This window comes from Pseudoalteromonas sp. KAN5 (assembly GCF_022846535.1).
GTDB classification, from domain to species: Bacteria; Pseudomonadota; Gammaproteobacteria; order Enterobacterales; family Alteromonadaceae; genus Pseudoalteromonas; species Pseudoalteromonas haloplanktis.
Genome location: NZ_AP025589.1, coordinates 3,812,095 through 3,835,739, shown reverse-complemented (window position 1 = coordinate 3,835,739; position 23,645 = coordinate 3,812,095). Strand labels below are relative to the sequence as shown.

General features: G+C 42.3%; 18 protein-coding genes and 3 rRNA genes. 11 read left to right on the top strand and 10 right to left on the bottom strand.

What is annotated here, in order from left to right; genetic code table 11:
• Positions 1–99: 99 nt before the first annotated feature.
• The 5 genes from rrf to rph all read right to left on the bottom strand — a co-directional run bounded on the left by rrf (position 100) and on the right by rph (position 7,184).
• Positions 100–214: ribosomal RNA gene (rrf, locus tag KAN5_RS17170) — 5S ribosomal RNA — on the bottom strand.
• Positions 215–472: 258 nt separating this feature from the next.
• A 23S ribosomal RNA gene (locus tag KAN5_RS17165) occupies positions 473–3,357 on the bottom strand.
• Positions 3,358–3,649: 292 nt separating this feature from the next.
• Positions 3,650–5,189: ribosomal RNA gene (locus tag KAN5_RS17160) — 16S ribosomal RNA — on the bottom strand.
• Together the 16S, 23S and 5S rRNA genes form the textbook arrangement of a ribosomal RNA operon.
• A 613-nt stretch (positions 5,190–5,802) precedes the next feature.
• Positions 5,803–6,447: an orotate phosphoribosyltransferase gene (gene pyrE / locus KAN5_RS17155; RefSeq protein WP_016709392.1), complete on the bottom strand. Its 645-nt coding sequence runs from the start codon at positions 6,445–6,447 to the stop codon at positions 5,803–5,805.
• A 23-nt stretch (positions 6,448–6,470) separates the two neighbouring features.
• On the bottom strand, positions 6,471–7,184 hold the full coding sequence (gene rph / locus KAN5_RS17150) for a ribonuclease PH (RefSeq protein WP_138555587.1): 714 nt from the start codon (positions 7,182–7,184) through the stop codon (positions 6,471–6,473).
• A 178-nt stretch (positions 7,185–7,362) separates the two neighbouring features.
• Between rph and KAN5_RS17145 the strand changes: the two genes are divergently transcribed.
• The 6 genes from KAN5_RS17145 (at position 7,363) to KAN5_RS17120 (ending at position 13,752) form a co-directional block, all read left to right on the top strand.
• Positions 7,363–8,223, top strand: coding sequence for a YicC/YloC family endoribonuclease (locus KAN5_RS17145; RefSeq protein ID WP_016709394.1), 861 nt, complete (start codon positions 7,363–7,365; stop codon positions 8,221–8,223).
• 113 nt (positions 8,224–8,336) lie between these two features.
• Positions 8,337–8,957, top strand: coding sequence for a guanylate kinase (gene gmk, locus KAN5_RS17140; RefSeq protein WP_016709395.1), 621 nt, complete (start codon positions 8,337–8,339; stop codon positions 8,955–8,957).
• A gap of 117 nt (positions 8,958–9,074) precedes the next feature.
• Positions 9,075–9,350, top strand: coding sequence for a DNA-directed RNA polymerase subunit omega (gene rpoZ / locus KAN5_RS17135; protein ID WP_016709396.1), 276 nt, complete (start codon positions 9,075–9,077; stop codon positions 9,348–9,350).
• Positions 9,351–9,478: 128 nt separating this feature from the next.
• On the top strand, positions 9,479–11,584 hold the full coding sequence (gene spoT, locus KAN5_RS17130) for a bifunctional GTP diphosphokinase/guanosine-3',5'-bis pyrophosphate 3'-pyrophosphohydrolase (RefSeq protein WP_016709397.1): 2,106 nt from the start codon (positions 9,479–9,481) through the stop codon (positions 11,582–11,584).
• A 12-nt stretch (positions 11,585–11,596) separates the two neighbouring features.
• Complete coding sequence (locus KAN5_RS17125; RefSeq protein WP_016709398.1) at positions 11,597–11,989, top strand: RidA family protein; 393 nt, start codon at positions 11,597–11,599, stop codon at positions 11,987–11,989.
• A gap of 158 nt (positions 11,990–12,147) precedes the next feature.
• Complete coding sequence (locus KAN5_RS17120; protein WP_016709399.1) at positions 12,148–13,752, top strand: FapA family protein; 1,605 nt, start codon at positions 12,148–12,150, stop codon at positions 13,750–13,752.
• Positions 13,753–13,804: 52 nt separating this feature from the next.
• Here the strand turns inward: KAN5_RS17120 and asnA are convergent, their stop codons facing one another.
• Positions 13,805–14,800, bottom strand: a complete 996-nt coding sequence (gene asnA, locus KAN5_RS17115; protein ID WP_138555588.1) for an aspartate--ammonia ligase — start codon at positions 14,798–14,800, stop codon at positions 13,805–13,807.
• A 198-nt stretch (positions 14,801–14,998) separates the two neighbouring features.
• On the opposite strand from asnA, the gene asnC reads away from it, so the two are divergent.
• From asnC to recG, 3 genes are read left to right on the top strand one after another with little or no spacing between them, the layout of a single operon-like run.
• Positions 14,999–15,457 (top strand): transcriptional regulator AsnC, encoded by a 459-nt coding sequence (asnC, locus tag KAN5_RS17110; RefSeq protein WP_016709401.1) that lies wholly within the window; start codon positions 14,999–15,001, stop codon positions 15,455–15,457.
• Between the two features lie 54 nt (positions 15,458–15,511).
• Complete coding sequence (gene trmH, locus KAN5_RS17105) at positions 15,512–16,198, top strand: tRNA (guanosine(18)-2'-O)-methyltransferase TrmH (RefSeq protein WP_138555589.1); 687 nt, start codon at positions 15,512–15,514, stop codon at positions 16,196–16,198.
• 60 nt (positions 16,199–16,258) lie between these two features.
• Positions 16,259–18,340 (top strand): ATP-dependent DNA helicase RecG, encoded by a 2,082-nt coding sequence (gene recG / locus KAN5_RS17100; RefSeq protein ID WP_029216197.1) that lies wholly within the window; start codon positions 16,259–16,261, stop codon positions 18,338–18,340.
• A gap of 50 nt (positions 18,341–18,390) precedes the next feature.
• Here recG and KAN5_RS17095 read toward each other — a convergent pair whose 3' ends face one another.
• Both KAN5_RS17095 and KAN5_RS17090 read right to left on the bottom strand, forming a co-directional pair.
• Positions 18,391–19,320 (bottom strand): porin, encoded by a 930-nt coding sequence (locus tag KAN5_RS17095; RefSeq protein ID WP_016709404.1) that lies wholly within the window; start codon positions 19,318–19,320, stop codon positions 18,391–18,393.
• Positions 19,321–19,513: 193 nt separating this feature from the next.
• On the bottom strand, positions 19,514–20,389 hold the full coding sequence (locus tag KAN5_RS17090; protein ID WP_016709405.1) for a LysR family transcriptional regulator: 876 nt from the start codon (positions 20,387–20,389) through the stop codon (positions 19,514–19,516).
• A gap of 91 nt (positions 20,390–20,480) precedes the next feature.
• Here KAN5_RS17090 and KAN5_RS17085 point away from each other — a divergent pair, with 91 nt between their 5' ends.
• Together KAN5_RS17085 and KAN5_RS17080 are read left to right on the top strand one after the other, a co-directional pair.
• Positions 20,481–20,855, top strand: coding sequence for a DUF413 domain-containing protein (locus KAN5_RS17085; RefSeq protein WP_016709407.1), 375 nt, complete (start codon positions 20,481–20,483; stop codon positions 20,853–20,855).
• Between the two features lie 90 nt (positions 20,856–20,945).
• Positions 20,946–22,181, top strand: a complete 1,236-nt coding sequence (locus tag KAN5_RS17080) for a response regulator (RefSeq protein WP_016709408.1) — start codon at positions 20,946–20,948, stop codon at positions 22,179–22,181.
• Positions 22,182–22,197: 16 nt separating this feature from the next.
• Here KAN5_RS17080 and rarD read toward each other — a convergent pair whose 3' ends face one another.
• Together rarD and KAN5_RS17070 are read right to left on the bottom strand one after the other, a co-directional pair.
• Positions 22,198–23,121 carry an EamA family transporter RarD gene (gene rarD / locus KAN5_RS17075; RefSeq protein ID WP_016709409.1) on the bottom strand — a complete coding sequence of 308 codons (924 nt, stop codon included), beginning with the start codon at positions 23,119–23,121 and terminating at the stop codon, positions 22,198–22,200.
• A 52-nt stretch (positions 23,122–23,173) separates the two neighbouring features.
• On the bottom strand, positions 23,174–23,629 hold the full coding sequence (locus tag KAN5_RS17070; protein WP_016709410.1) for a thioesterase family protein: 456 nt from the start codon (positions 23,627–23,629) through the stop codon (positions 23,174–23,176).
• Positions 23,630–23,645 lie beyond the last annotated feature (16 nt).

Below are 23,645 nucleotides of genomic sequence, written 5' to 3'. Positions count from 1 at the left end.
ACTGATAGCTGACGGCTGACGGCTGACGGCTGACGGCTTACTTTATCCCAGACAACAAAAAACCCGTCACATTACTGTAACGGGTTTCTCTTATTTGGAGCCTGGCGATGACCTACTTTCACATAACAAATGCTACACTATCATCGGCGCTGTTTCGTTTCACTACTGAGTTCGGCATGGGGTCAGGTGGGTCCAAAACGCTATTGTCACCAAGCAAATTTGGTGTCAGTTCGTATTGCTACGCACTAACTAAAATTTGGAATTCTGATAATAAAAGTTTTCTTACAACTGAAAGCTTATCGCTTACGGCTGTCAGTAAATCTACTTTAGTTGTCGCGATAAATCACGACCTACAATCTTAACTTCTGCGCTTAAACAGTCACATAAAAATCTGTCTGGAACAGATTTTAACGCACTTGTGCGGCTTTAGTCATTTACATGGACGTAAATGATAAAACGCGTTTGGCGTTGTATGGTTAAGCCTCACGGGTAATTAGTACAAGTTAGCTTAACATGTCACCATGCTTCCACATCTTGCCTATCAACGTTGTAGTCTTCAACGGCCCTTCAGAGACTTTAAAAGTCTAGTGAGAACTCATCTCGAGGCCTGCTTCGCGCTTAGATGCTTTCAGCGCTTATCAGTTCCGAACGTAGCTACCGGGCAATGCCATTGGCATGACAACCCGAACACCAGCGGTTCGTTCACTCCGGTCCTCTCGTACTAGGAGCAACCCCTCTCAATTCTCAAACGCCCACGGCAGATAGGGACCGAACTGTCTCACGACGTTCTAAACCCAGCTCGCGTACCACTTTAAATGGCGAACAGCCATACCCTTGGGACCGACTTCAGCCCCAGGATGTGATGAGCCGACATCGAGGTGCCAAACACCGCCGTCGATATGAACTCTTGGGCGGTATCAGCCTGTTATCCCCGGAGTACCTTTTATCCGTTGAGCGATGGCCCTTCCATTCAGAACCACCGGATCACTATGACCTACTTTCGTACCTGCTCGACGTGTCTGTCTCGCAGTTAAGCTGGCTTCTACCATTACACTAACCGTACGATGTCCGACCGTACTTAGCCAACCTTCGTGCTCCTCCGTTACTCTTTGGGAGGAGACCGCCCCAGTCAAACTACCCACCAGGCACTGTCCGTAACCCCGATTCAGGGGCCAACGTTAGAACATCAAAACTACAAGGGTGGTATTTCAAGGACGACTCCAACAAGACTAGCGTCTCATCTTCAAAGTCTCCCACCTATCCTACACATGTAGGTTCAATGTTCAGTGCCAAGCTGTAGTAAAGGTTCACGGGGTCTTTCCGTCTAGCCGCGGGTACACAGCATCTTCACTGCGATTTCAATTTCACTGAGTCTCGGGTGGAGACAGCGTGGCCATGGTTACACCATTCGTGCAGGTCGGAACTTACCCGACAAGGAATTTCGCTACCTTAGGACCGTTATAGTTACGGCCGCCGTTTACCGGGGCTTCGATCAAGAGCTTCGTCCGAAAACTAACCCCATCAATTAACCTTCCGGCACCGGGCAGGTGTCACACCGTATACGTCATCTTGCGATTTTGCACAGTGCTGTGTTTTTAATAAACAGTCCCAGCCACCTGGTCACTGCGGCTCCCGTCCGCTTAGAGAGTAAATCTCATCACAGATAGGAGCGTACCTTCTCCCGAAGTTACGGTACGATTTTGCCTAGTTCCTTCACCCGAGTTCTCTCAAGCGCCTTAGTATTCTCTACCTGACCACCTGTGTCGGTTTGGGGTACGATTCGGTATAATCTGAAGCTTAGAGGCTTTTCCTGGAAGTATGGCATCAGCAACTTCACCACCTTAGTGGCTCGTCTCGTGTCTCAGTCTTAGCAACCCGGATTTTCCTAAGTCACCAACCTACTCACTTTCACATGGACTACCAACGCCATGCTTGCTTAGCCTGCTCCGTCCCCCCATCGCAATTATACCAAGTACGGGAATATTAACCCGTTTCCCATCGACTACGCCTTTCGGCCTCGCCTTAGGGGTCGACTTACCCTACCCTGATTAACATGGGATAGGAACCCTTGGTCTTCCGGCGTGCGGGTTTTTCACCCGCATTATCGTTACTCATGTCAGCATTCGCACTTCTGATACCTCCAGCAACCCTCCCGGGTCACCTTCAACGGCTTACAGAACGCTCCCCTACCACTCATCCTAAGATGAATCCGCAGCTTCGGTGCATAGTTTAGCCCCGTTACATCTTCCGCGCAGACCGACTCGACCAGTGAGCTATTACGCTTTCTTTAAAGGATGGCTGCTTCTAAGCCAACCTCCTGGCTGTCTGGGCCTTTCCACATCGTTTCCCACTTAACTATGACTTTGGGACCTTAGCTGGCGGTCTGGGTTGTTTCCCTCTTCACGACGGACGTTAGCACCCGCCGTGTGTCTCCCGGATAGTACTTTACGGTATTCGGAGTTTGCAAAGGGTTGGTAAGTCGGGATGACCCCCTAGCCTTAACAGTGCTCTACCCCCGTAAGTATTCGTCCGAGGCTCTACCTAAATAGATTTCGGGGAGAACCAGCTATCTCCCGGTTTGATTAGCCTTTCACTCCTAGCCACAGGTCATCCCCTAACTTTTCAACGTTAGTGGGTTCGGTCCTCCAGTTGATGTTACTCAACCTTCAACCTGCCCATGGCTAGATCACCGGGTTTCGGGTCTATACCTTGCAACTATTCGCCCAGTTAAGACTCGGTTTCCCTACGGCTACCCTATTCGGTTAACCTCGCTACAAAATATAAGTCGCTGACCCATTATACAAAAGGTACGCAGTCACAGAACAAGTCTGCTCCTACTGCTTGTACGTACACGGTTTCAGGTTCTATTTCACTCCCCTCACAGGGGTTCTTTTCGCCTTTCCCTCACGGTACTGGTTCACTATCGGTCAGTTGGGAGTATTTAGCCTTAGATGATGGTCCACCTATATTCAGTCAAAGTTTCACGTGCTCCGACCTACTCGATTTCACTTAAAATGCATTTTCATGTACGGGACTATCACCCTGTATCGTGGCACTTTCCAGAGCCTTCCATTAACACATTATAAGCTTAAGGGCTGTTCCGGTTTCGCTCGCCGCTACTTCCGGAATCTCGGTTGATTTCTTTTCCTACGGGTACTTAGATGTTTCAGTTCTCCGCGTTCGCCTCGTTAACCTATGTATTCAGTTAACGATACCTGCAAGCAGGTGGGTTTCCCCATTCGGAAATCTTAGTCTCAAGTGCTTTTTACTAGCTCGACTAAGCTTATCGCAAGTTAATACGTCCTTCATCGCCTCCAACTGCCAAGGCATCCACCGTGTACGCTTAGTCACTTAACCATACAACCCAAACGGGTCTTTGTTTTGTGACAGTTTAACTTCGCCAGAAGTTAATATTGAATACTAAAGTAGATACCAATCAACAAACGTAAACGTTTATTAAATGGCACTGAATGATACTGCTATCATTCTTTTTTACTTTTGAAAACTCTGTATAAATAACAATGTTATTCATACGAATTTTATTATCAGCTTTTCCAAATTTTTAAAGAGCATATTAATTAGTAAGCTTTCGCTTTCTAACTAACAATCATCTGTGTGGACACTTCGAACAAATAAGTTCTAAATCGTATAAGGAGGTGATCCAGCCCCAGGTTCCCCTAGGGCTACCTTGTTACGACTTCACCCCAGTCATGAATCACTCCGTGGTAAACGTCCTCCCGAGGGTTAGACTATCTACTTCTGGAGCAACCCACTCCCATGGTGTGACGGGCGGTGTGTACAAGGCCCGGGAACGTATTCACCGCGTCATTCTGATACGCGATTACTAGCGATTCCGACTTCATGGAGTCGAGTTGCAGACTCCAATCCGGACTACGACGCACTTTAAGTGATTCGCTTACTCTCGCGAGTTCGCTGCACTCTGTATGCGCCATTGTAGCACGTGTGTAGCCCTACACGTAAGGGCCATGATGACTTGACGTCGTCCCCACCTTCCTCCGGTTTATCACCGGCAGTCTCCTTAGAGTTCTCAGCATTACCTGCTAGCAACTAAGGATAGGGGTTGCGCTCGTTGCGGGACTTAACCCAACATCTCACAACACGAGCTGACGACAGCCATGCAGCACCTGTATCAGAGTTCCCGAAGGCACCAAACCATCTCTGGTAAGTTCTCTGTATGTCAAGTGTAGGTAAGGTTCTTCGCGTTGCATCGAATTAAACCACATGCTCCACCGCTTGTGCGGGCCCCCGTCAATTCATTTGAGTTTTAACCTTGCGGCCGTACTCCCCAGGCGGTCTACTTAATGCGTTAGCTTTGAAAAACAGTTCCGAGGAACCGAGCTTCTAGTAGACATCGTTTACGGCGTGGACTACCAGGGTATCTAATCCTGTTTGCTCCCCACGCTTTCGTACATGAGCGTCAGTGTTGACCCAGGTGGCTGCCTTCGCCATCGGTATTCCTTCAGATCTCTACGCATTTCACCGCTACACCTGAAATTCTACCACCCTCTATCACACTCTAGTTTGCCAGTTCGAAATGCAGTTCCCAGGTTGAGCCCGGGGCTTTCACATCTCGCTTAACAAACCGCCTGCGTACGCTTTACGCCCAGTAATTCCGATTAACGCTCGCACCCTCCGTATTACCGCGGCTGCTGGCACGGAGTTAGCCGGTGCTTCTTCTGTAAGTAACGTCACAGCTAAGTGCTATTAACACTTAACCTTTCCTCCTTACTGAAAGTGCTTTACAACCCGAAGGCCTTCTTCACACACGCGGCATGGCTGCATCAGGCTTGCGCCCATTGTGCAATATTCCCCACTGCTGCCTCCCGTAGGAGTCTGGGCCGTGTCTCAGTCCCAGTGTGGCTGATCATCCTCTCAAACCAGCTAGGGATCGTCGCCTTGGTAAGCCATTACCTTACCAACTAGCTAATCCCACTTGGGCTAATCTTTTGGCGTGAGGCCCGAAGGTCCCCCACTTTGGTCCATAGACATCATGCGGTATTAGCAGTCGTTTCCAACTGTTGTCCCCCACCAAAAGGCATATTCCCAAGCATTACTCACCCGTCCGCCGCTCGTCATCTTCTAGCAAGCTAGAAATGTTACCGCTCGACTTGCATGTGTTAGGCCTGCCGCCAGCGTTCAATCTGAGCCATGATCAAACTCTTCAATTAAAAGTTTTTTGTCTTTCGACAGCTCAATGAATTCTGAATTTATTTAATATCTTTCGATATTGAATTGACTGTGCTGCAATAAATAAATTTATTGCTGTTGGTCACTCAGTTCAATTGAGACTCTAAATTTGTTTGCGTCATCTAGCGAACTAGAATCTGCTGTTAGAACTCAATCTGTACGAGTGCCCACACAGATGATTGCTTTATATTGTTAAAGAGCTATACCGGTTATCCGGTTGCGATTAAAGCGCTTGGCTTTACCTCGCTAGGGCTGCGCATATTACGCTTTCCTATTTTTTTGTCAACACTTAATTTTAAACTTTCTAAAAAATCTAAACTCAAGTTTTACTCGACTTACTAAGTGACTTGCTTGCAGCTTAAGCGTTGCCTGCTCTGCCGTCTCAGTGGGGTCGCATTATAGGGAGATCCAGAAACAGATCAACCCTTTATTGAAGAAAACTTAAAATAAAACTCTGTTCGTTCAAAAATCAAACCAAACTCTACAAAAGTGATACTTTTTTTACTTCACCTTAACCTGCGGGAGTTATAAAACGTAAAAAGCCCAGTGATGATCACTGGGCTTTTTGTTAGATAACAATTTAACAAAGCTTAATTAAGCAATACCGTATTGCTCTCGGTAGGCTTTTACAGATGCTAGGTGCTCATTCATAGTACCTTTGCTTTCAAGGTAACTAATAAGATCGGCCAGTTTTACTATCGAAATAACTTTAGTACCAAAGTCACGCTCTACTTCTTGAATAGCTGATAACTCTGCTTTACCTTTTTCTTGACGATCAAGCGCGATTAACACCCCACTTAAGTCAGCACCGTTTTGTGCAATGATTTCCATTGATTCACGAATAGCTGTGCCTGCGGTGATCACGTCATCAACTAACATGATTTTACCTTTAAGCTCAGAGCCAACTAATGTTCCCCCTTCACCGTGTGCTTTCTTCTCTTTACGGTTAAAGCAATAAGGCACATCTTTATCGTGATGATCAGCAAGTGCAACTGCAGTAGTTGTTGCAATCGGAATACCTTTATAAGCTGGGCCAAATAATACATCATAGTCAATCGCAGCATCTTCAAGGGCTGCGGCATAAAAACGACCAAGACGTGCAAGGTCACGTCCTGTATTAAATAAACCAGCATTAAAGAAATAAGGGCTAGTACGGCCAGATTTTAAGGTAAACTCACCAAACTTTAGCACCTGCTTTTCAAGTGCAAATTCAATAAACTCGATTTGATAATCTTTCATTACTATATAAACCTATTTCTTTATTAAGCTAATGCTTGTTTTTGGACGTCAATAATTTCGCGAATCGAATGCTTAGCAAGAGTTAGTAACTCATCTAGTTCATCAAACGAGAATGGTTCACCTTCTGCGGTACCTTGTACTTCGATAATTTTACCGGTTTCAGTAAGAATGACATTCATATCGGTTTCAGCATCAGAATCTTCTAAATATTCTAAATCAGTAATTGCTTGGCCTTTATAAATACCAACCGAGATTGCTGCTATCATAAATTTAAGTGGGTTTGAATTGATCATACCTTTACTACGCATATGTGTAAGTGCATCGACTAACGCTACACACGCACCACTAATTGACGCGGTACGAGTACCGCCATCAGCTTGAATAACATCGCAATCGATAGTGATGGTATTTTCACCTAACGCTTTTAAGTCAACTGCAGCACGCAGAGCACGCGCAATTAAACGTTGAATTTCCATGGTACGACCGCCTTGCTTTCCACGCGCCGCTTCACGACCATTTCGAGTATGGGTTGAGCGCGGCAACATACCGTACTCAGCTGTGATCCATCCTTTACCTTGGCCTTTCATAAAACGCGGTACACCTGATTCAACAGTTGCTGTACAAAGTACTTTAGTGTTACCAAACTCAACCAGCACAGATCCTTCAGCATGTAATGTATAATTACGGGTAAATGTAACCGGTCTAATTTGGTTAGGTGTTCTTTCGCTTGGACGCATTAACGATCCCCTTAATTCATAATTTTACGTATTATAAGTCGATGTGTACTCAGATGCCATGCTGATTTGTACAAAAGCCGATTGTAAAATTCTCATCAACAAAAATTTCCGCTAGAGCTTATGCAGTGTTACGGTATAATCAAATTAATATTGAATAAATAAAACTAGGAAATCATCCATGATCCACAGTATGACTGCTTACGCGCGTCGCGAAATTAAAGGCGATTGGGGCACTGGCACGTGGGAAGTTCGTTCAGTCAACCAACGTTACCTTGAAACTTTTATTCGCGCCCCTGAGCAATTTCGTGGCATGGAGCCTGTTATTCGCGAGCGCTTACGTAAACATTTACAACGCGGTAAAGTCGAAGTCTTTTTAAAGTTTGTCGCAAATCCAGCCCACGTTGGTGAGCTATCTATTAATGAAGCACTGGCCGCGCAGCTAATTAATAGTGCTAAGTGGGTTCAACAGCAAAGTAATGGCGATATTAACCCTGTTGATATCCTGCGTTGGCCTGGCGTTATGGAAGCTGAAGAGCTTGACATGGACAGCGTAAACACCGCACTTATTGCAGGTTTTGATCAAGTAATCGAAGACTTCAAGTTAGCAAGAGCTTCCGAAGGTGCTAACCTTGAAGAAATGATTGCAACGCGTCTTGATGGTATTTTAGAACAAGTTGCTGTTGTAGAAACCCATATGCCAGAGATTGCCAAATGGCAACGTGAAAAACTCAACCAAAAGTTGGAAGATTTAAAAACCGATATCGATGAGTCTCGTCTTGAACAGGAACTTATTTATCTTGCACAAAAACAAGACGTAGCCGAAGAGTTAGACCGCTTAAAATCGCATGTGAAAGAAACTAAAAAAATCCTTAAAAAAGGTGGCGCATGTGGTCGTCGTTTAGATTTCATGATGCAAGAGTTTAACCGCGAAGCTAACACCCTCGCCTCTAAATCAATCAACAGCGACATCACCAATGCCGCAGTAGAACTTAAAGTATTGATTGAGCAAATGCGCGAGCAGATCCAAAATATTGAATAATCAATAACTCGCTCAACTTGAGCAAAATTACTCAAATAAAGTACAATACAACTATTAAAGGCTTGAGTTACTCGTAACTCAAGCCTATTTATTTTTAGTAAGAGAACAAATTCATGACGCAAACTCGCGGAAACTTATTTATTTTATCGGCCCCTTCTGGTGCGGGTAAATCGAGCTTAATCAATGCATTGTTAGCAAAACATAGTGATATGAAAGTATCGGTATCACATACGACTCGCTCGCCTCGTCCAGGGGAAGAAAACGGTGTGCATTACCACTTTGTTACTGTTGAAGAATTTAAAGCGCTGATAGAGAAAAATGATTTTTTTGAGTGGGCGCAAGTTTTTGATAACTACTACGGTACATCTAAACAGGCTATTGAGCAGCAATTGACTGCTGGCATTGATGTATTTTTAGATATTGATTGGCAAGGCGCCCGCCAAGTTCGCGAGCTAGTTGCTGATGTTGAAACTATTTTTATTCTACCACCATCGAAAGCCGAGCTTGAATCACGCTTAAATAATCGTGGCCAAGACTCTCAACAAGTAATTGCTGGCAGAATGGCAAAAGCACAGTCAGAAACATCTCATTTTGACGAATACGATTATGTTGTCGTTAATGATGATTTTGCTACTGCACTCAACGAAATTGAAACAATCGTATTAGCAAAGCGCTTATCACTTCAAAGCCAAGCTATACGTCATCAAAAATTGCTCACTGATTTGCTTAAATAATCGTTATTTTTATTAAGCCCGTATTTTATTTGTTTAAATTAACCACAAGCTATTGGCGAATCTGACTACGTGCAGTAAACTACGTCTTTGCTTAAAAATTTATTTGGAGTGCTGAAGATGGCTCGCGTAACTGTTGAAGATGCAGTAGATGCAATTGGTAATCGTTTTGACTTAATTTTAGTTGCGGCTCGTCGTGCCCGCCAAATCGCAGTGGGTGGTAAAAAACCATTTGTTGACCCTGAGAACGATAAACCAACAGTTGTTGCTTTACGTGAAATTGAACTTGGTTTAGTAGATAGTTCATCAATGGATCTTATCGATCGTGAAGAGCAACAACACCAAGAAGCAGCTGAAATGGCTGCGGTAGCAGCAATTGTAGGCGGCAACCAATAATCTGACTTACTAGTCTGATTTAGCCAACGGCGTAGTATTTATACGCTAGCCGTTGGCAATCCCTTCTTTTCATCGTATATTCTTAACATACCGTTACCTAATTGCTTCACGAGAACATTGGAGTGTGAATGTATCTTTTTGAAGGTCTAAAAAAGAAAATATCTGAATACTTACCTGCGGCCGATGTAGAGTTAGTACAAAAAGCTTACGTGGTAGCCCGAGAGGCCCATGAAGGTCAAACTCGCTCAAGCGGCGAGCCTTACATTACTCACCCTGTTGAAGTAAGCCAAATTTTAGCTGGCATGCACTTAGATCATGAAACATTAATGGCCGCATTAATGCATGATGTGATTGAAGACACCGACTTTAGCCAACAAGATTTAGCAGAAATATTTGGCGATACTGTTGCCGAGTTGGTTGAAGGCGTTAGCAAACTAGATAAGCTCAGCTTTAAAGATAAAAAAGAGTTCCAAGCTGAGAATTATCGAAAAATGATTATGGCAATGACCCAAGACATTCGGGTTATTTTGATTAAGCTTGCCGATCGCACCCACAATATGCGTACTCTCGGTGCTCTACGTCCGGATAAGCGCCGCCGCATAGCACGTGAAACACTAGAAATTTATGCGCCAATTGCTAACCGTCTAGGTATTCACGATATAAAAAATGAGCTTGAGGATTTAGGCTTTCAAGCACTCTACCCTATGCGTCATCGCGCTTTAAAATCAGAAGTTGCTAAAGCCCGAGGTAATCGTAAAGAAGTCATTTCAAATATTCAAACAGAGATCACTGCTCGACTTGAGGAAGCAGGTATCAAAGCTACCGTTTCAGGTCGTGAGAAGCATTTATATAGTATCTACAAAAAAATGTTGAATAAAGAGTTGCTATTTAATGAAGTGATGGACATTTACGCCTTTAGAATTGCAGTTGAATCAATGGACACCTGTTATCGCGTATTAGGGGTTGCACATAATTTATATAAACCGATTGAAACGCGCTTTAAAGACTATATTGCGGTACCAAAGACTAATGGCTATCAATCGCTACATACTTCATTAGTAGGCCCACATGGTATCCCTGTTGAGATCCAAATTCGTACTCACGATATGGATCATATGGCAGATAAAGGCGTTGCTGCACATTGGATGTATAAAAAGGCAGGTGATAGCGCAGGCCACACGGCACAGCAACGTGCACGTCAATGGATGCAAAGCTTACTAGAGTTACAACAAAGTGCCGGCTCGTCATTTGAATTTGTTGAAAACGTTAAAACAGAGCTATTCCCTGAAGAAATTTATGTATTTACTCCCGATGGTCGCATAGTTGAATTACCCATGGGCGCAACAGCTGTTGATTTTGCCTATGCGGTACATACTGATGTTGGCAATACTTGTGTCGGTGCTCGTGTAAATCGTAAGCCTCACCCACTTAGTAAGGCACTTGATACGGGTCAAACTGTTGAGGTTATAACAAGTTCAGGTGCCCATCCTAATGCAACTTGGCTCAACTTTATTGTCACTGGCAAAGCCCGTTTGGGTATTCGAAACTACCTGAAGAGCCAACATCATGAAGAAGCTCTACTCCTTGGCCGCCGTTTACTGGATTCAGCTTTAGGTGAAACTAAATTTGATGACTTACCTGCAGAAAATATCAACCGTGTTTTAGCAGAGCATGAACTTAATACAGTGTTAGAGCTATTAGTTGAAATTGGCTGCGGTAATTTAATGAGTATGTTGATCGCGCGTCGCCTGTTACAAAACGATAATGATGACTTAAGCGATCTAACTAAAAATGCCAAAGCGACCATTATTGGTACTGAGGGCATGTTAGTTAACTATTCTAAATGTTGTAGACCAGTGCCTGGAGATGCAATTACGGCACACATTAGCCAAGGTAAAGGCATTACAGTTCATCGCCAGGAATGTAAAAACATTCGTGGTTGGGAAACTGAGCGCTCTAAATATTTAGTCGTAAAATGGGATGATAACCCTGAGAAAGAGTATATTGCAGCACTGCGAGTAGAGATTATTAATCACCAAGGTGCATTAGCAAAATTAACCAATGTGATTGCGACAACCCAAGCAAACATAGTGGAAATTGCCACTGATGAAAAAGAAAGTAATTTGTACGTGATAGATTTAGGGATCACTGTTAAAAACCGTGTCCATGTTGCTAATATCATGCGCCGCATTCGCGTTATGCCTGATGTTCAAAAAGTCTATCGTAAAAAATAACATAGGAAAATCATGAATAAAGCATTTATCTCTACCGAACAAGCACCTGCTGCAATCGGTACATACAGCCAAGCTGTTAAGGTTGGCACGGCCGTTTACTTATCTGGTCAAATCCCTTTAGTGCCAGCTACGATGGAAGTGATCTCTGAAGATTTTGCAGAGCAGACACATCAAGTATTTAAAAATATCAGCGCGGTATGTAAAGAAGCCGGTGGTAGCATTCAAGATTTAGTAAAAGTGAACATCTATTTAACTGACTTATCTAATTTTGCTACTGTAAACGAAGTAATGAGCCAATATTTCAAAGCACCTTACCCTGCACGCGCAGCAATCGGTGTACGTGCACTACCAAAAAACGTGCAAGTTGAAATTGATGGAATTATGGAATTACCGTCTACAAACTAACCATGACTAAAGGGGTAATATACCTAAGAATAAATACTTAGGTTTATTGCCCTTATCTAATCTCACCTTCGATTTTCTTGACTCTACCCCAAATCTCTAGCACTCTATCATTATAAATAATAAAAACCTTTAACTTAATTGTTGTAAAAGGATAATCCGTGTTTAAGCTTGCTCATAACGGTAATGTATTACTTGATGTTATAGAACATTCACCACCCAGTGCCGCCTTCATTATTGAAGCACTCGAAAAATCGACATTCTGTGAATGCCGAATAGATCACGATGCCATAAACGCTTATTTTAAAGAACCCAATAGTGAACGCAGTTTAGTTGTCGCTAGTAAGCATGATGCCAGCCTAGTCGTGACTATCAGCGATGATAAAATGTTAGCCACCGGTGAACTTACAATTGCGCAAGGTGGTAAAGTGCTAGGTTTAGATTTAGCGAAGCAGCAATTAATTAAAGCGGGAGTTGCGAGAGGCTACAAACAAGTTTTTTTAGAACAGCTTTTACAGAAACAGTTTGAATTACCCGCAGGTACCACAGTTAAAGGCATACTCGCAAAAGGTCGCTTGCCTGAAGACGGAAAATCATCCAAACTTTTCCCTCAAGTACAAACACTAAAAGAACGATTAAAAACACCGAAGTTACGTGAAGATGGCACTGTAGATATGCGCGACTTTGGCAAGTTGGCCAGTGTTGAACCGGGAACATTATTAGTTAAACAGCAACCTGCAACTCCAGGTAAAGAAGGCTTTACCGTCAAAGGTGATATTTTACCCGCGAAACCGGGGGAAAGTAGCCCTTTGGTTGCCGGAGAAGGCAGCGAAATATCTAAAACCAATCCGCTAGAGCTAATATCAACCATTGCAGGCGTACCAGTCGAAATTCAAAATGGTATGCGCGTTGATGATATTTTTACTATTTCCGATGTAACCGTGAAAAGTGGTCATGTTAATTTTGATGGCAGTGTTATCGTCACTCACAACATTGAGCCGGGCATGAAAGTGACTGCCAAAGGCGATATTACCGTTATGGGCACGGTTGAATCCGGTGAGTTAACTGCTCAAGGCGATATTACTATTAAACAAGGTGTTATTGGCCACCAGCTAGAAGATAAAACCCTCTCGTGTAAAATTATTTGTGAAGGTAATATTCATCTATCGCACGCCCAATATAGTTACCTTGCTGGTAATAATATTTTTATTGAACGCCAAGCGAGCCACTGCGCAATGAAAGCGACGCAGTTACTACAAATTGGCCAAGCTGATAATCCTCAAGGTAAACTATTTGGCGGTGAAATTCTTGATGCTGGGATGATCACAGCCGGTGAGATTGGCAATGAGTCTGGTGCCAAAATGCTCATTAATATGGCTGCATCAGGGCGAGCTATTACTGCAGAAACAGATGAGTGCCTAAAAGAGCTAGCTAAAACAGATGAGCAACTTGATACGTTGCAAGCGACTATTGAAAAAGCTGATTTACTTAAAGACGCGGAGAAGAAAAAACTCCTGCTAGCCAAAATAGGCGCTACTCAAACTCATTATTGCCAACAAGCTGAACAACTCGAAAAGCGCTTATCGAATTTAGAACATCACTTATATGGGCTACTCAATAATGCCAATCTAGCAGTTAATAAGAAATTACACTCGGGTGTTGAAATCCATATTTTTGATAAGGTATTGAAAACTAACCGTAGCTACCCTCCGTGCAATGTAAAATTGCAAGAAGGGAAGATAGAAATTGAATTTAAAACCAGTTGATCACAAACAGATAGAGACTACCCTTAGTTAGTCTCTTATTGCTTAATACTACTTACAAAATACCCGCAATATTTTGTTTTAAATCTGCAGGCCACACACCTACTTGTACTTGACCAATGTGCGACTTTTGCAATAACAACATAGCCAAACGTGATTGACCAATACCACCACCGATAGTTTGTGGCAGCTCTTTAGCGAGCAATTGCTTATGCCAATCAAACTCTAATCGTCCTTCGTCACCAGTGATCGCTAGTTGAGCAACTAACGCCTCTGGTGATACACGGATCCCCATTGAAGAAATTTCAAAAGCATCTTCAAGCACTGGGTTCCATAGTAAAATATCACCATTTAAACCACTATACTGCTCACAGGTTTGGGTTGACCAATCGTCATAATCAGGCGCACGTACATCATGAATTTTGCCATCAGCCAATACCCCACCAATACCTATCAAAAACACCGCGCCATACTCCTGAGTAATGGCTTTTTCACGCTGCTTAGCGGTAAAATCAGGATACATTTGACGTAATTGCTCACTATGCACAAAGGTAATTTCAGCTGGTAAAAAAGGGCTGATAGCAAATTCATCCGCAACAAATTGCTCAGTTGCTTTTAACCCTTTATACAATGCACGCACTGTTTCTTTTAATTTATCTAAAGAGCGCTCAGTGCTAGCACAAATGACTTTTTCCCAATCCCATTGGTCAACATACACTGAGTGGATCGGGCTTAATGACTCTTCATCCGGGCGCAATGCTTTCATATGTGTATATAAGCCTTCACCAATAGCAAAACCATGATCCGCTAATGTTTTACGCTTCCACTTTGCTAAAGAGTGAACCACTTCAAATTGGCTCTGTGGAATGGTTTTAACATTTACCGCAACCGCATTTTCAGTGCCACTAAGGTTATCTTGAATACCGTCGCCTACTTTAGCCAAAATAGGGGCTTGTACTTCAATTAAGCCTAATTGTTGCTCTAATTGCTGTGAAAAATAGTGTTTCACTTTGCTAATTTGCAGCTGTTGCTGCATAAATTGTGAACTCATAATAATTGGCCTCATTCCCAGTTATTGTTACTTGCTAAAAGTGCATAGTTGCGCTGCAGCAACCATGTCGTTAAAGCAATCCTCAACTATTTAGCATTTTAATTCAATAACCAATAACAAAAAGAGCTTTAATATATAATTTCAATTAATTTGATGGTATAAAAAATAGAGATTCAATAATTATAGCGACTTATTTACATGGAAAATTATCAAATCGATAATCTCGATAAACAGATCCTTCACGCCTTAATGGATAATGCCCGTACTGCCTATGCAGAATTAGCTAAACGATTTGCAGTCAGTGCCGGGACTATTCATGTTCGTGTTGAAAAAATGAAACATGCAGGGATCATCACCGGCACTCAAGTCAGCATTAATGCCAAACAACTTGGCTATGACGTCTGCTGTTTTATAGGTATAAACCTTAATAATGCTCGAGACTACCCGCAAACTTTACTGCATTTAAAAGAACTTGAAGAAGTGGTTGAGGCTTATTACACAACCGGTAACTACAGTATTTTTATTAAGGTAATGACGCGTTCAATTGATCATTTACAAGATGTACTGATCAATAAAATTCAAGCTATCGAAGCCATACAGTCAACCGAAACGCTCATTTCGCTACAAAATCCAATAAGCCGCTCAGTAATGCCTTAAGGCACTAATTCCCGTATAATTGCGGCAATTTTATGAGTTCAGACAAGGCTAAAAATGGAAAATACTCGCTACCATCGTATAAAACACGTACTTGATCGCCGTCAAACTGATTTAACCGTGTGCTTAGAAGATGTGCATAAACACCATAACTTGTCTGCGATTGTTCGCAGTGCGGATGCGGTAGGCTGCCATCATGTACATGCTGTGTGGCCACAAAACCAAAAATGGCTAACTAATAACACCTCTGGTGGCAGTAAAAATTGGATCGCAACGCACCTGCATAAGGATATTGATAATGCCGTGGCAATGATGCGTCAGCACAATCCGAAAGTCCAAGTTCTTGCTACTAATCTTAGCCCTGATGCCGTTGATTATCGCGATATAGACTACACACTTCCTACAGCAATTATTGTCGGCCAAGAAAAAACTGGCATATCGCCACAAGCACTGGCTCACGCTGATAAAAATATCATTATCCCAATGCAGGGAATGGCGCAGTCACTCAATGTATCAGTAGCAGCTGCTTTGATTTTATTTGAAGCACAAGACCAGCGCCTAAAAGCAGGTTTATATGAACGTACTATGCTTGATGAAACTGTAAAACATGCAATGCTATTTGAAGGCTGCCATCCAATCATTGCGCAAAAGTGCAGAGAAAAGTCACTCCCCTACCCAGCACTTGATGATAGTGGCGAGATCATGGCTGATGATGCCTTTTGGCAACGGCTAAAACATGCTTGATGACTAAAGCTTTCGCACGTAAACTAAAAACCATCTAAAAATGAATGATTTGAGCCTATTTTGTCAAAACCAGCTTTAAGTCGCTATCCAATTACTGATCTCAAAGGTGTTGGCCCGAAGATGGCTGAGCGCCTTAAAAAGCTGGGGATCAGCACAGTACAAGATATGCTCTTCCACTTACCACTGCGTTATGAAGACCGTACCCGTGTTTACAATATCTGTGATTTAGCTGTTCATAGCCATGTAACAATTGAAGCAACCATAGAAACCAGCCAAATCACGTTTGGTAAGCGACGTATGCTGGTGTGCCAAGTAAATGATGGTACCGGACGATTAACATTACGCTTTTTTAACTTTACGGCAGCACAAAAAAATAACTTAAGTAGTGGAAAAGTGATCCGCTGTTTTGGTGAAATACGCCGTGGCAGAGTGGGCTATGAAATGACCCACCCTGAATACAGCCTCAGCGATACACCGAGCGAACAGCCTACAGCGACCACGCTAACCCCCGTTTATCCAACAACTGAGGGCTTAAAACAACTCTCGATTCGCTCTTTAAGCGATCAAGCAATTGACTTGCTCAATAAGTATCACGTTGAAGAGCTATTACCCAAGCAATTTCAGCATGGCAATATTAACTTAACTGACGCACTATTATTACTGCATCGCCCAGCAAATAATGTTGACTTAACAGCCCTTGAGCAAGGCTTGCACCCAGCGCAGCAGCGGTTGGTATTTGAAGAGTTGCTAGCACAAAACCTAAGCTTATTGAAATTGCGCCAACAAGGTCAACAGCAGCAAGCCGTGCCACTGTCGCCAATAAATCAATTAGAGAAAGAGTTTTTAGCGCTACTGCCTTTTGCCCCAACCAATGCACAAAGTAAAGTGGTGGCAGAAATAAAAAGTGATTTACAGCACCCTTACCCAATGATGCGCTTAGTTCAAGGTGATGTTGGCTCAGGAAAAACACTCGTTGCCGCCTTAAGCGCCTTAACAGCAATCGCACAAGGCTATCAGGTCGCATTAATGGCACCTACTGAGATTTTATCTGAGCAACATGGCATAACCTTCGAAAACTGGTTTCAAGCGCTAGGTATCACTACAGCTTGGCTAGGTGGCAAAACCAAAGGCAAAGAGCGCAGTGCTACTTTAGAGAAAATAGCCTCTGGCGAAGCGCAAATGATTGTCGGCACCCACGCGTTATTTCAAGAGCAAGTAGTGTTTAATAACTTAGTATTGATCATTATCGATGAGCAACACCGATTTGGTGTCCACCAGCGCTTATCACTGCGAGAAAAAGGTCGCTTTAATAACTGTTACCCACATCAATTAGTGATGACGGCCACACCAATACCACGCACCTTGGCAATGACCGCCTATGCAGACTTAGAAACATCGATTATCGACGAGTTACCGCCGGGTCGAACCCCCATTACCACCGTTGCACTGCCTGACATTCGCCGTGATGAAATTATAGCTCGGGTAAGAACAGCTTGTACTGAACAAGGTCGTCAAGTTTATTGGGTATGCACATTAATTGATGAATCAGAAGCACTGCAATGCCAAGCAGCTGAAGACAGTGCTCAGCAATTAACCCAAGCCTTACCACAATTGAAGGTTGGTTTGGTGCACGGGCGCATGAAAGCCGCTGAAAAACAAGCAATTATGAGCGAATTCAAAGCGGGTAATATTCATGTATTAGTCGCAACCACGGTTATTGAAGTCGGGGTTGATGTGCCAAATGCTAGTTTAATTATTATTGAGAATCCTGAGCGCTTAGGTCTTGCCCAGTTACATCAGTTACGCGGCCGCGTAGGTCGAGGAGCCACGGCGTCGCATTGCGTATTACTGTATCACGCACCACTTTCATACACTGCACAAAAACGCCTAGCAGTACTCAGAGATAGTAATGATGGATTTGTTATCGCAGAGCGCGATTTAGAAATTCGTGGTCCTGGTGAGGTACTCGGTACCAAGCAAACGGGTTTAGCTGAATTTAAAATCGCTGATTTAACCCGAGATAAGCACACCTTGAACCAAGTCCGGCCGATTGCCTTGCAAATGTTAAAGCATCACCCACAACAGGTTGATATGTTAATCAGCCGCTGGCTTGCTGGTAAAGCTGACTATGCGCAGGCATAAAAAAGCCCCGCTAAATTGCAGGGCCTAGTTGATTACCGTAATTCGATAAACTAAAACTTATATTCAAGACCTAATGCTAAGTAGCTAGCATCATCTTTTAATGCGTAATCATAGTCGGTATAAAATGTGAATAAACGAGTATTCTTATTCAAGTTATAATCAGCACCAATACTATACCCCGATTTATCTAAGCCATCATCACTATCAAGGGTTTGATACTGTGCTTTTAGTGTAAATTGACTAATATCGTAGGCAGCTGACACCAAAAAACCATCCGAGTCTACTTTATCTATTAAACGCTCTTGGCTTTGATACATTGCACCTAGCTTTATCCCTGCAACTTTAGTTGCAACAGTTGCACGAATAATATCGTGACCTTCCATTTCGTAATCACCGGCAATGGCAGCATAAAACTTAGTTTCTTTTAATCTGCTATCGCCGTAAGTAACAGCAGCTGAATAAGAGTTATCGCCTTGTGCATTATCTTCCACTACATATGTTGCGTAAGCGCTAAAACCATTCATTGAGTTTGAAGTATAATGTAATGCATTACCGGTACGTACTTCACCTTTAAATACATTCTTTAAGTCACCTTCAAGGTCATTGAATTGGTCAATTTTACCTTGTGACTTACGCAAAGCCGAGTAATCACGACCTGCTGTCAACATTCCATAGCTACCTTTAAGACCGACAAATTGATTGCGTGCAGTTATGTTGTCTTCATCGCCTTTGGAGTCCGCATCCGATACATCAACTTTAAACTCAAATTGATAAATAACTTCTAATCCATCATTTATTTTTTCGCCGCCTTTAATACCGAAGCGTGACTCATTACTTTTTAGCTCAGTAAACGAGCCATCGCCTTCATCTGAAGACTGTGCTGTGATATTTGCTTTACCATATACTTCAACATCAGCTAATGCCGAGAAAGACACACCACTAATAGCCGCTAGTAACAGGCTCGATTTTGCAAATTTCATATTCTTTCCTCAATAAACGCAACAGACTAGTTTTGATACGGCTGCATTTTGCCATCGATAAATGACAGAAATATTACAGCAGACACATTTTCGACTTAAATATTTCATTAAAAATCATTCAAACTGAAATCAAATCAACATGAAATTGTCACAAACATTTATTGCACTGTGGCATGATAAAGTACCAGTAAAGCTATTTTACGCCAAATTCACTACTCATATTTGGCGTTAACTCAACCAACAGATTAACTAACGTTTCAAGTAACGGCTTTTGTTCGTTGTCTCTATGATACGCCACAAAAATATCGCGAGAAGTATGCTCGACATCTGGTACTCGATATAACTCACCTTTGTCTAAGTGAGGTTTCGCTAATACTTCTGGAATAAATGCACTCCCCCCGCATTGCAGTATTAAGTCTAGTGCAATACGTCCAGTACTGGTACGAAAATAAGGTGGAGTATGACCAGTAAACTGTCGCGCATGCCAAAGAGAAAACGTGGTTCCCCAATCTACGTATACATATTGATTATCAAAAAAGTTTTCATTGCCAACTCCTTCAAAGGCACTAATAGGAATAATAGGCAACGTGCAAATACGTTCAACAACCAACTCATCGACTTTAGGCGGATCAAATAAAATAGCGAGATCTAAAGTACGCTCTAATAATAACCGCGTGCTTTCTTGTTGCGCTTTCACTTCTGCAACCAGTGATACACCAGGCATAGCTGAAACGATATTTGTAATACCAAACTGCAAAAAAGCATCCCAAATATTTGGGGTACCTGCTAAACTCACTTGCTTATGCATATTGTCCGCAAGTGCAACGTCTAATTTAGCTCGTTGCATACCTGTTATAATCATTTGTGCATGGGGCAGCAAACGCTCTCCAGGAGCGGTCAATTGGATATTATTGCGTTGGCGGATAAATAAGTTAACCCCTAACCCTTGCTCTAATTGACGAATACGAAAACTCACTGCAGACTGTGTGATATAAAGGTTTTCAGCTGCTTTACCAAAGTGGCGAGTACGCACCACTTCAACAAAAGTTTTTAATAAATCTATATCCAATTATTTATCCTCACGATAAAAATTTTTTGTTTAATAAATTGCGCAACTTGATCCATACTCCAGCCAGTAAATAGGGCATGAGGAAACAGCCATGAGCAATGATATTTCATTACTTCGCCAAGCATTTGTAAGCCAACGTCAGTTTTATGATGACCAGAATTTTCCACGCGGATTCGGCCGCAGCGGTAACTTCACTTTATTAGAAGCTAGCATACTCGAGCAGCACGGCGTTGTTCTCAAAGGGTTATACAACAAAACCCTTGAACCACAAAACGAAATTCAAGCACAATTTCTTGCTGTTGTTTCAGGTAGTCAAGAGCCAACCAACGCAATTGAACGTGCGTGGATTAAATACCTCAAGCTGACAACCTGTAAAGCCAAGTTTCATACGCTATTTGGCCGCTCTAGGATCTCAAGTCCAACACCGCAGAGCCAAGACTACTATTCGGAGTCAGATAGTCTATAAAAATAATGATGTTATTTGCTTTTTCGTGTTTTAACAGTTACAACTTGTATAAGCAATTATATTTGGCTCAGCCAAAAAACAAGGTGTTACGTGACACGGAAAATACTCATCATTGAAGATACGCCAACTATAGCGCGAGTGCAAAAACACATTGCAATTAAAGTTGGCTATGACGCTGATATAGCCGAATCCCTAGCGCAAGCAAAAGAGTTGATCAGTAAAAATAACTATTTTTGTGCTGTTGTGGATTTTATTCTACCAGATGCCCCGCAAGGGGAAGCCGTTCCCTGCACTATTGAAGCAGAAATCCCCACTATTGTAATGACTGGTAACATCGATTTAAAAACCCGTGATACCGTTGAAAAATATCCCATTATTGATTACATCACCAAAGAAAATAAACAAGCTTACCAATATTTAGAGAAACAATTACAACGCCTTCCCCGTAATGAAAACGTTAAAGTATTAGTGGCCGATGATTCTCTTTCAACCCGCCGTCATATTTGTAGTTTATTAAAGCGTCATAAATACCAGGTTTTAGAAGCCAATGATGGTGTGGAGGCACTTGCTATACTTGCACACACTCCCGACATTGCCGTGATTATTACCGATAACGAAATGCCGAATATGAATGGCGATGAGTTATGCAGTGAGATCCGTCGCCTATACAGTAATGATGAAAAAGCCATCATTGGAATTTCTGGCTCTGATTCATCTCATCTATCAGCACGCTTTTTAAAAAATGGCGCTAACGACTATCTACGAAAACCCTTTAACAGTGAAGAGTTTTACTGTCGATTAAGCCAAAACGTTGATATGCTTGAGCAAATTGCCACGATTCGCTTACAAGCCAATACTGATTATTTAACTAAGCTTCCTAATCGTCGTTATTTCTTTGAAGAAACAGCAAAGTCATTAAAGCAAATGCATAAAGCAAAATTAACACCTTCGTTAGCCATGTTTGATATTGACCACTTTAAATCAATTAACGATACCTACGGCCATGATGCCGGTGATGAAGTACTTAAAGGACTTGCGAGATGCTTTGCTAAATACTTTAAAAAGTATTTGGCAGCTCGTTTGGGTGGTGAAGAATTTGCGGTCTATTTTAGTGATACCAACAGCAATGATGTGTTAAAGCATCTAGAAGGCTTTCGCCATTTCATTGAGCTCAACAGCCCAGAATTTAGCCAGCAAAAAATTCAATTTACGCTGTCTATCGGTTATGCGCATCAGCCTGTTTATCAAATCGATGAACTGTTGAAACAGGCTGATATTAAGCTTTATGAAGCCAAAGAAACAGGCCGCAATAAAGTCTGTACTTAATTAGTATAAACTCTGGTTAAATAGGCTTAGTGGGTGCTGGGATATTTTCACGCTTGCGCTTTTGTGATTGGCGGTAAGAATCCCAGCTAAAAATAGCAAGGGCGCTCCAAATACATGCAAAAGTCACCACTCTTTCATTGCTAAATACTTCCCCATAAAACATAACTGCCAATATAAACATTAAGCTTGGCCCTATGTATTGAAAAAAGCCTAAGGTCGTATACTGTAAGCGCTTAGCAGCCCCTGTAAAACAAAGTAATGGTAAGGTGGTAACGACACCAGCACTGATCAGTAATGCATTCATATGCCAATCGTTTAAAATCAAATTAGAACTTGCAGTCGGCGCCATTAACCACCAATAAATAAGCGCAACAGGTAATAAAATCACAGCCTCTAATAGTAAACCAGGCAGAGACTCTATCGGCAGTTTTTTACGTAATAACCCATAGATAGCAAAAGATCCTGCTAATGAAAATGCCACAACAGGAAACGAGCCAAAACTGATCAACTGAATCGCAACACCACTTAATGCAAGTGCAACCGCAACGCCTTGCCACTTACGAAGTTTTTCATCTAAAAAGAGCATACCAAGTAATACATTTAAAAGCGGGTTTATGTAATAACCTAAACTTGCATCCAACATATGATCATTGTTTACCGCCCAAATGAACAACCCCCAATTAAAACCTAATAGCGCAGCAGTTAAAGCCAACATCAATAATAATTTAGGCTTCCTTATTACAGCTTGAATTTTATGCCATTGCTGCATAACGGATACAATGACAACAATAAACAAAACAGACCATACAACACGGTGCATTAATATTTCAAATGCTGATATATGTTGTAATAACTTAAAATAGATCGGCGCAAGGCCCCACATAAAAAAGGCCATACACGCTAATATAACGCCTTTACGCTGCTCAAGATTAGTTGGCATAAATTGATTCTAAAAGGGATGAAAGGCGGCTAGTTTACCTGCCTCTTAGGCTTTATCCAACTAAATAAGTCGCGGTACCAAAAGCTATTTGTGTACCAAGTTCATTATGCAGCTCCATCCGACATACGCACACCTTGTTTCCTGAGCGGATCAGCTTTGCGCTGGCGGTAAACTCAAGCCCTTTGCCGGGTCTTAAGTAGTCGGTTCGTAAGTCAATAGTACCTAAGGTTGCCAATTTTTTTTGTAGGCTTGGCAGGTCAAGTTCGGTAAGTTTATCGATCATCGCTGCCGCAGCAAGCATCCCCCCAACATTATCAAGTACTGAGGAGATCACTCCGCCATGAAGGATTTTTTGCGCCGGATTACCAATAAAAACATCCTGCCAAGGAAAACTAATTTGTGCTTGTTCTGCATCCAGTGACTCTACTTTTATTTGTAGAAACTGATTAAACGGCATTTGCTCAACAAACACCTTAGCAACTCGATCAATTAAAATAGCTTTATTCATTATTATTATCCGCTTT

Bases quoted from the DNA above. Each gene is read 5' to 3' on its own strand.
- KAN5_RS17095 (WP_016709404.1), bottom strand. From the start codon at position 19,320: ATGAAATTTGCAAAATCGAGCCTGTTACTAGCGGCTATTAGTGGTGTG.
- KAN5_RS17125 (WP_016709398.1), top strand. From the start codon at position 11,597: ATGAATAAAGCATTTATCTCTACCGAACAAGCACCTGCTGCAATCGGT.
- rpoZ (WP_016709396.1), top strand. From the start codon at position 9,075: ATGGCTCGCGTAACTGTTGAAGATGCAGTAGATGCAATTGGTAATCGT.
- spoT (WP_016709397.1), top strand. From the start codon at position 9,479: ATGTATCTTTTTGAAGGTCTAAAAAAGAAAATATCTGAATACTTACCT.
- KAN5_RS17085 (WP_016709407.1), top strand. From the start codon at position 20,481: ATGAGCAATGATATTTCATTACTTCGCCAAGCATTTGTAAGCCAACGT.
- asnC (WP_016709401.1), top strand. From the start codon at position 14,999: ATGGAAAATTATCAAATCGATAATCTCGATAAACAGATCCTTCACGCC.
- gmk (WP_016709395.1), top strand. From the start codon at position 8,337: ATGACGCAAACTCGCGGAAACTTATTTATTTTATCGGCCCCTTCTGGT.
- KAN5_RS17070 (WP_016709410.1), bottom strand. From the start codon at position 23,629: ATGAATAAAGCTATTTTAATTGATCGAGTTGCTAAGGTGTTTGTTGAG.
- rph (WP_138555587.1), bottom strand. From the start codon at position 7,184: ATGCGTCCAAGCGAAAGAACACCTAACCAAATTAGACCGGTTACATTT.
- rarD (WP_016709409.1), bottom strand. From the start codon at position 23,121: ATGCCAACTAATCTTGAGCAGCGTAAAGGCGTTATATTAGCGTGTATG.
- pyrE (WP_016709392.1), bottom strand. From the start codon at position 6,447: ATGAAAGATTATCAAATCGAGTTTATTGAATTTGCACTTGAAAAGCAG.
- KAN5_RS17145 (WP_016709394.1), top strand. From the start codon at position 7,363: ATGATCCACAGTATGACTGCTTACGCGCGTCGCGAAATTAAAGGCGAT.
- trmH (WP_138555589.1), top strand. From the start codon at position 15,512: ATGGAAAATACTCGCTACCATCGTATAAAACACGTACTTGATCGCCGT.
- asnA (WP_138555588.1), bottom strand. From the start codon at position 14,800: ATGAGTTCACAATTTATGCAGCAACAGCTGCAAATTAGCAAAGTGAAA.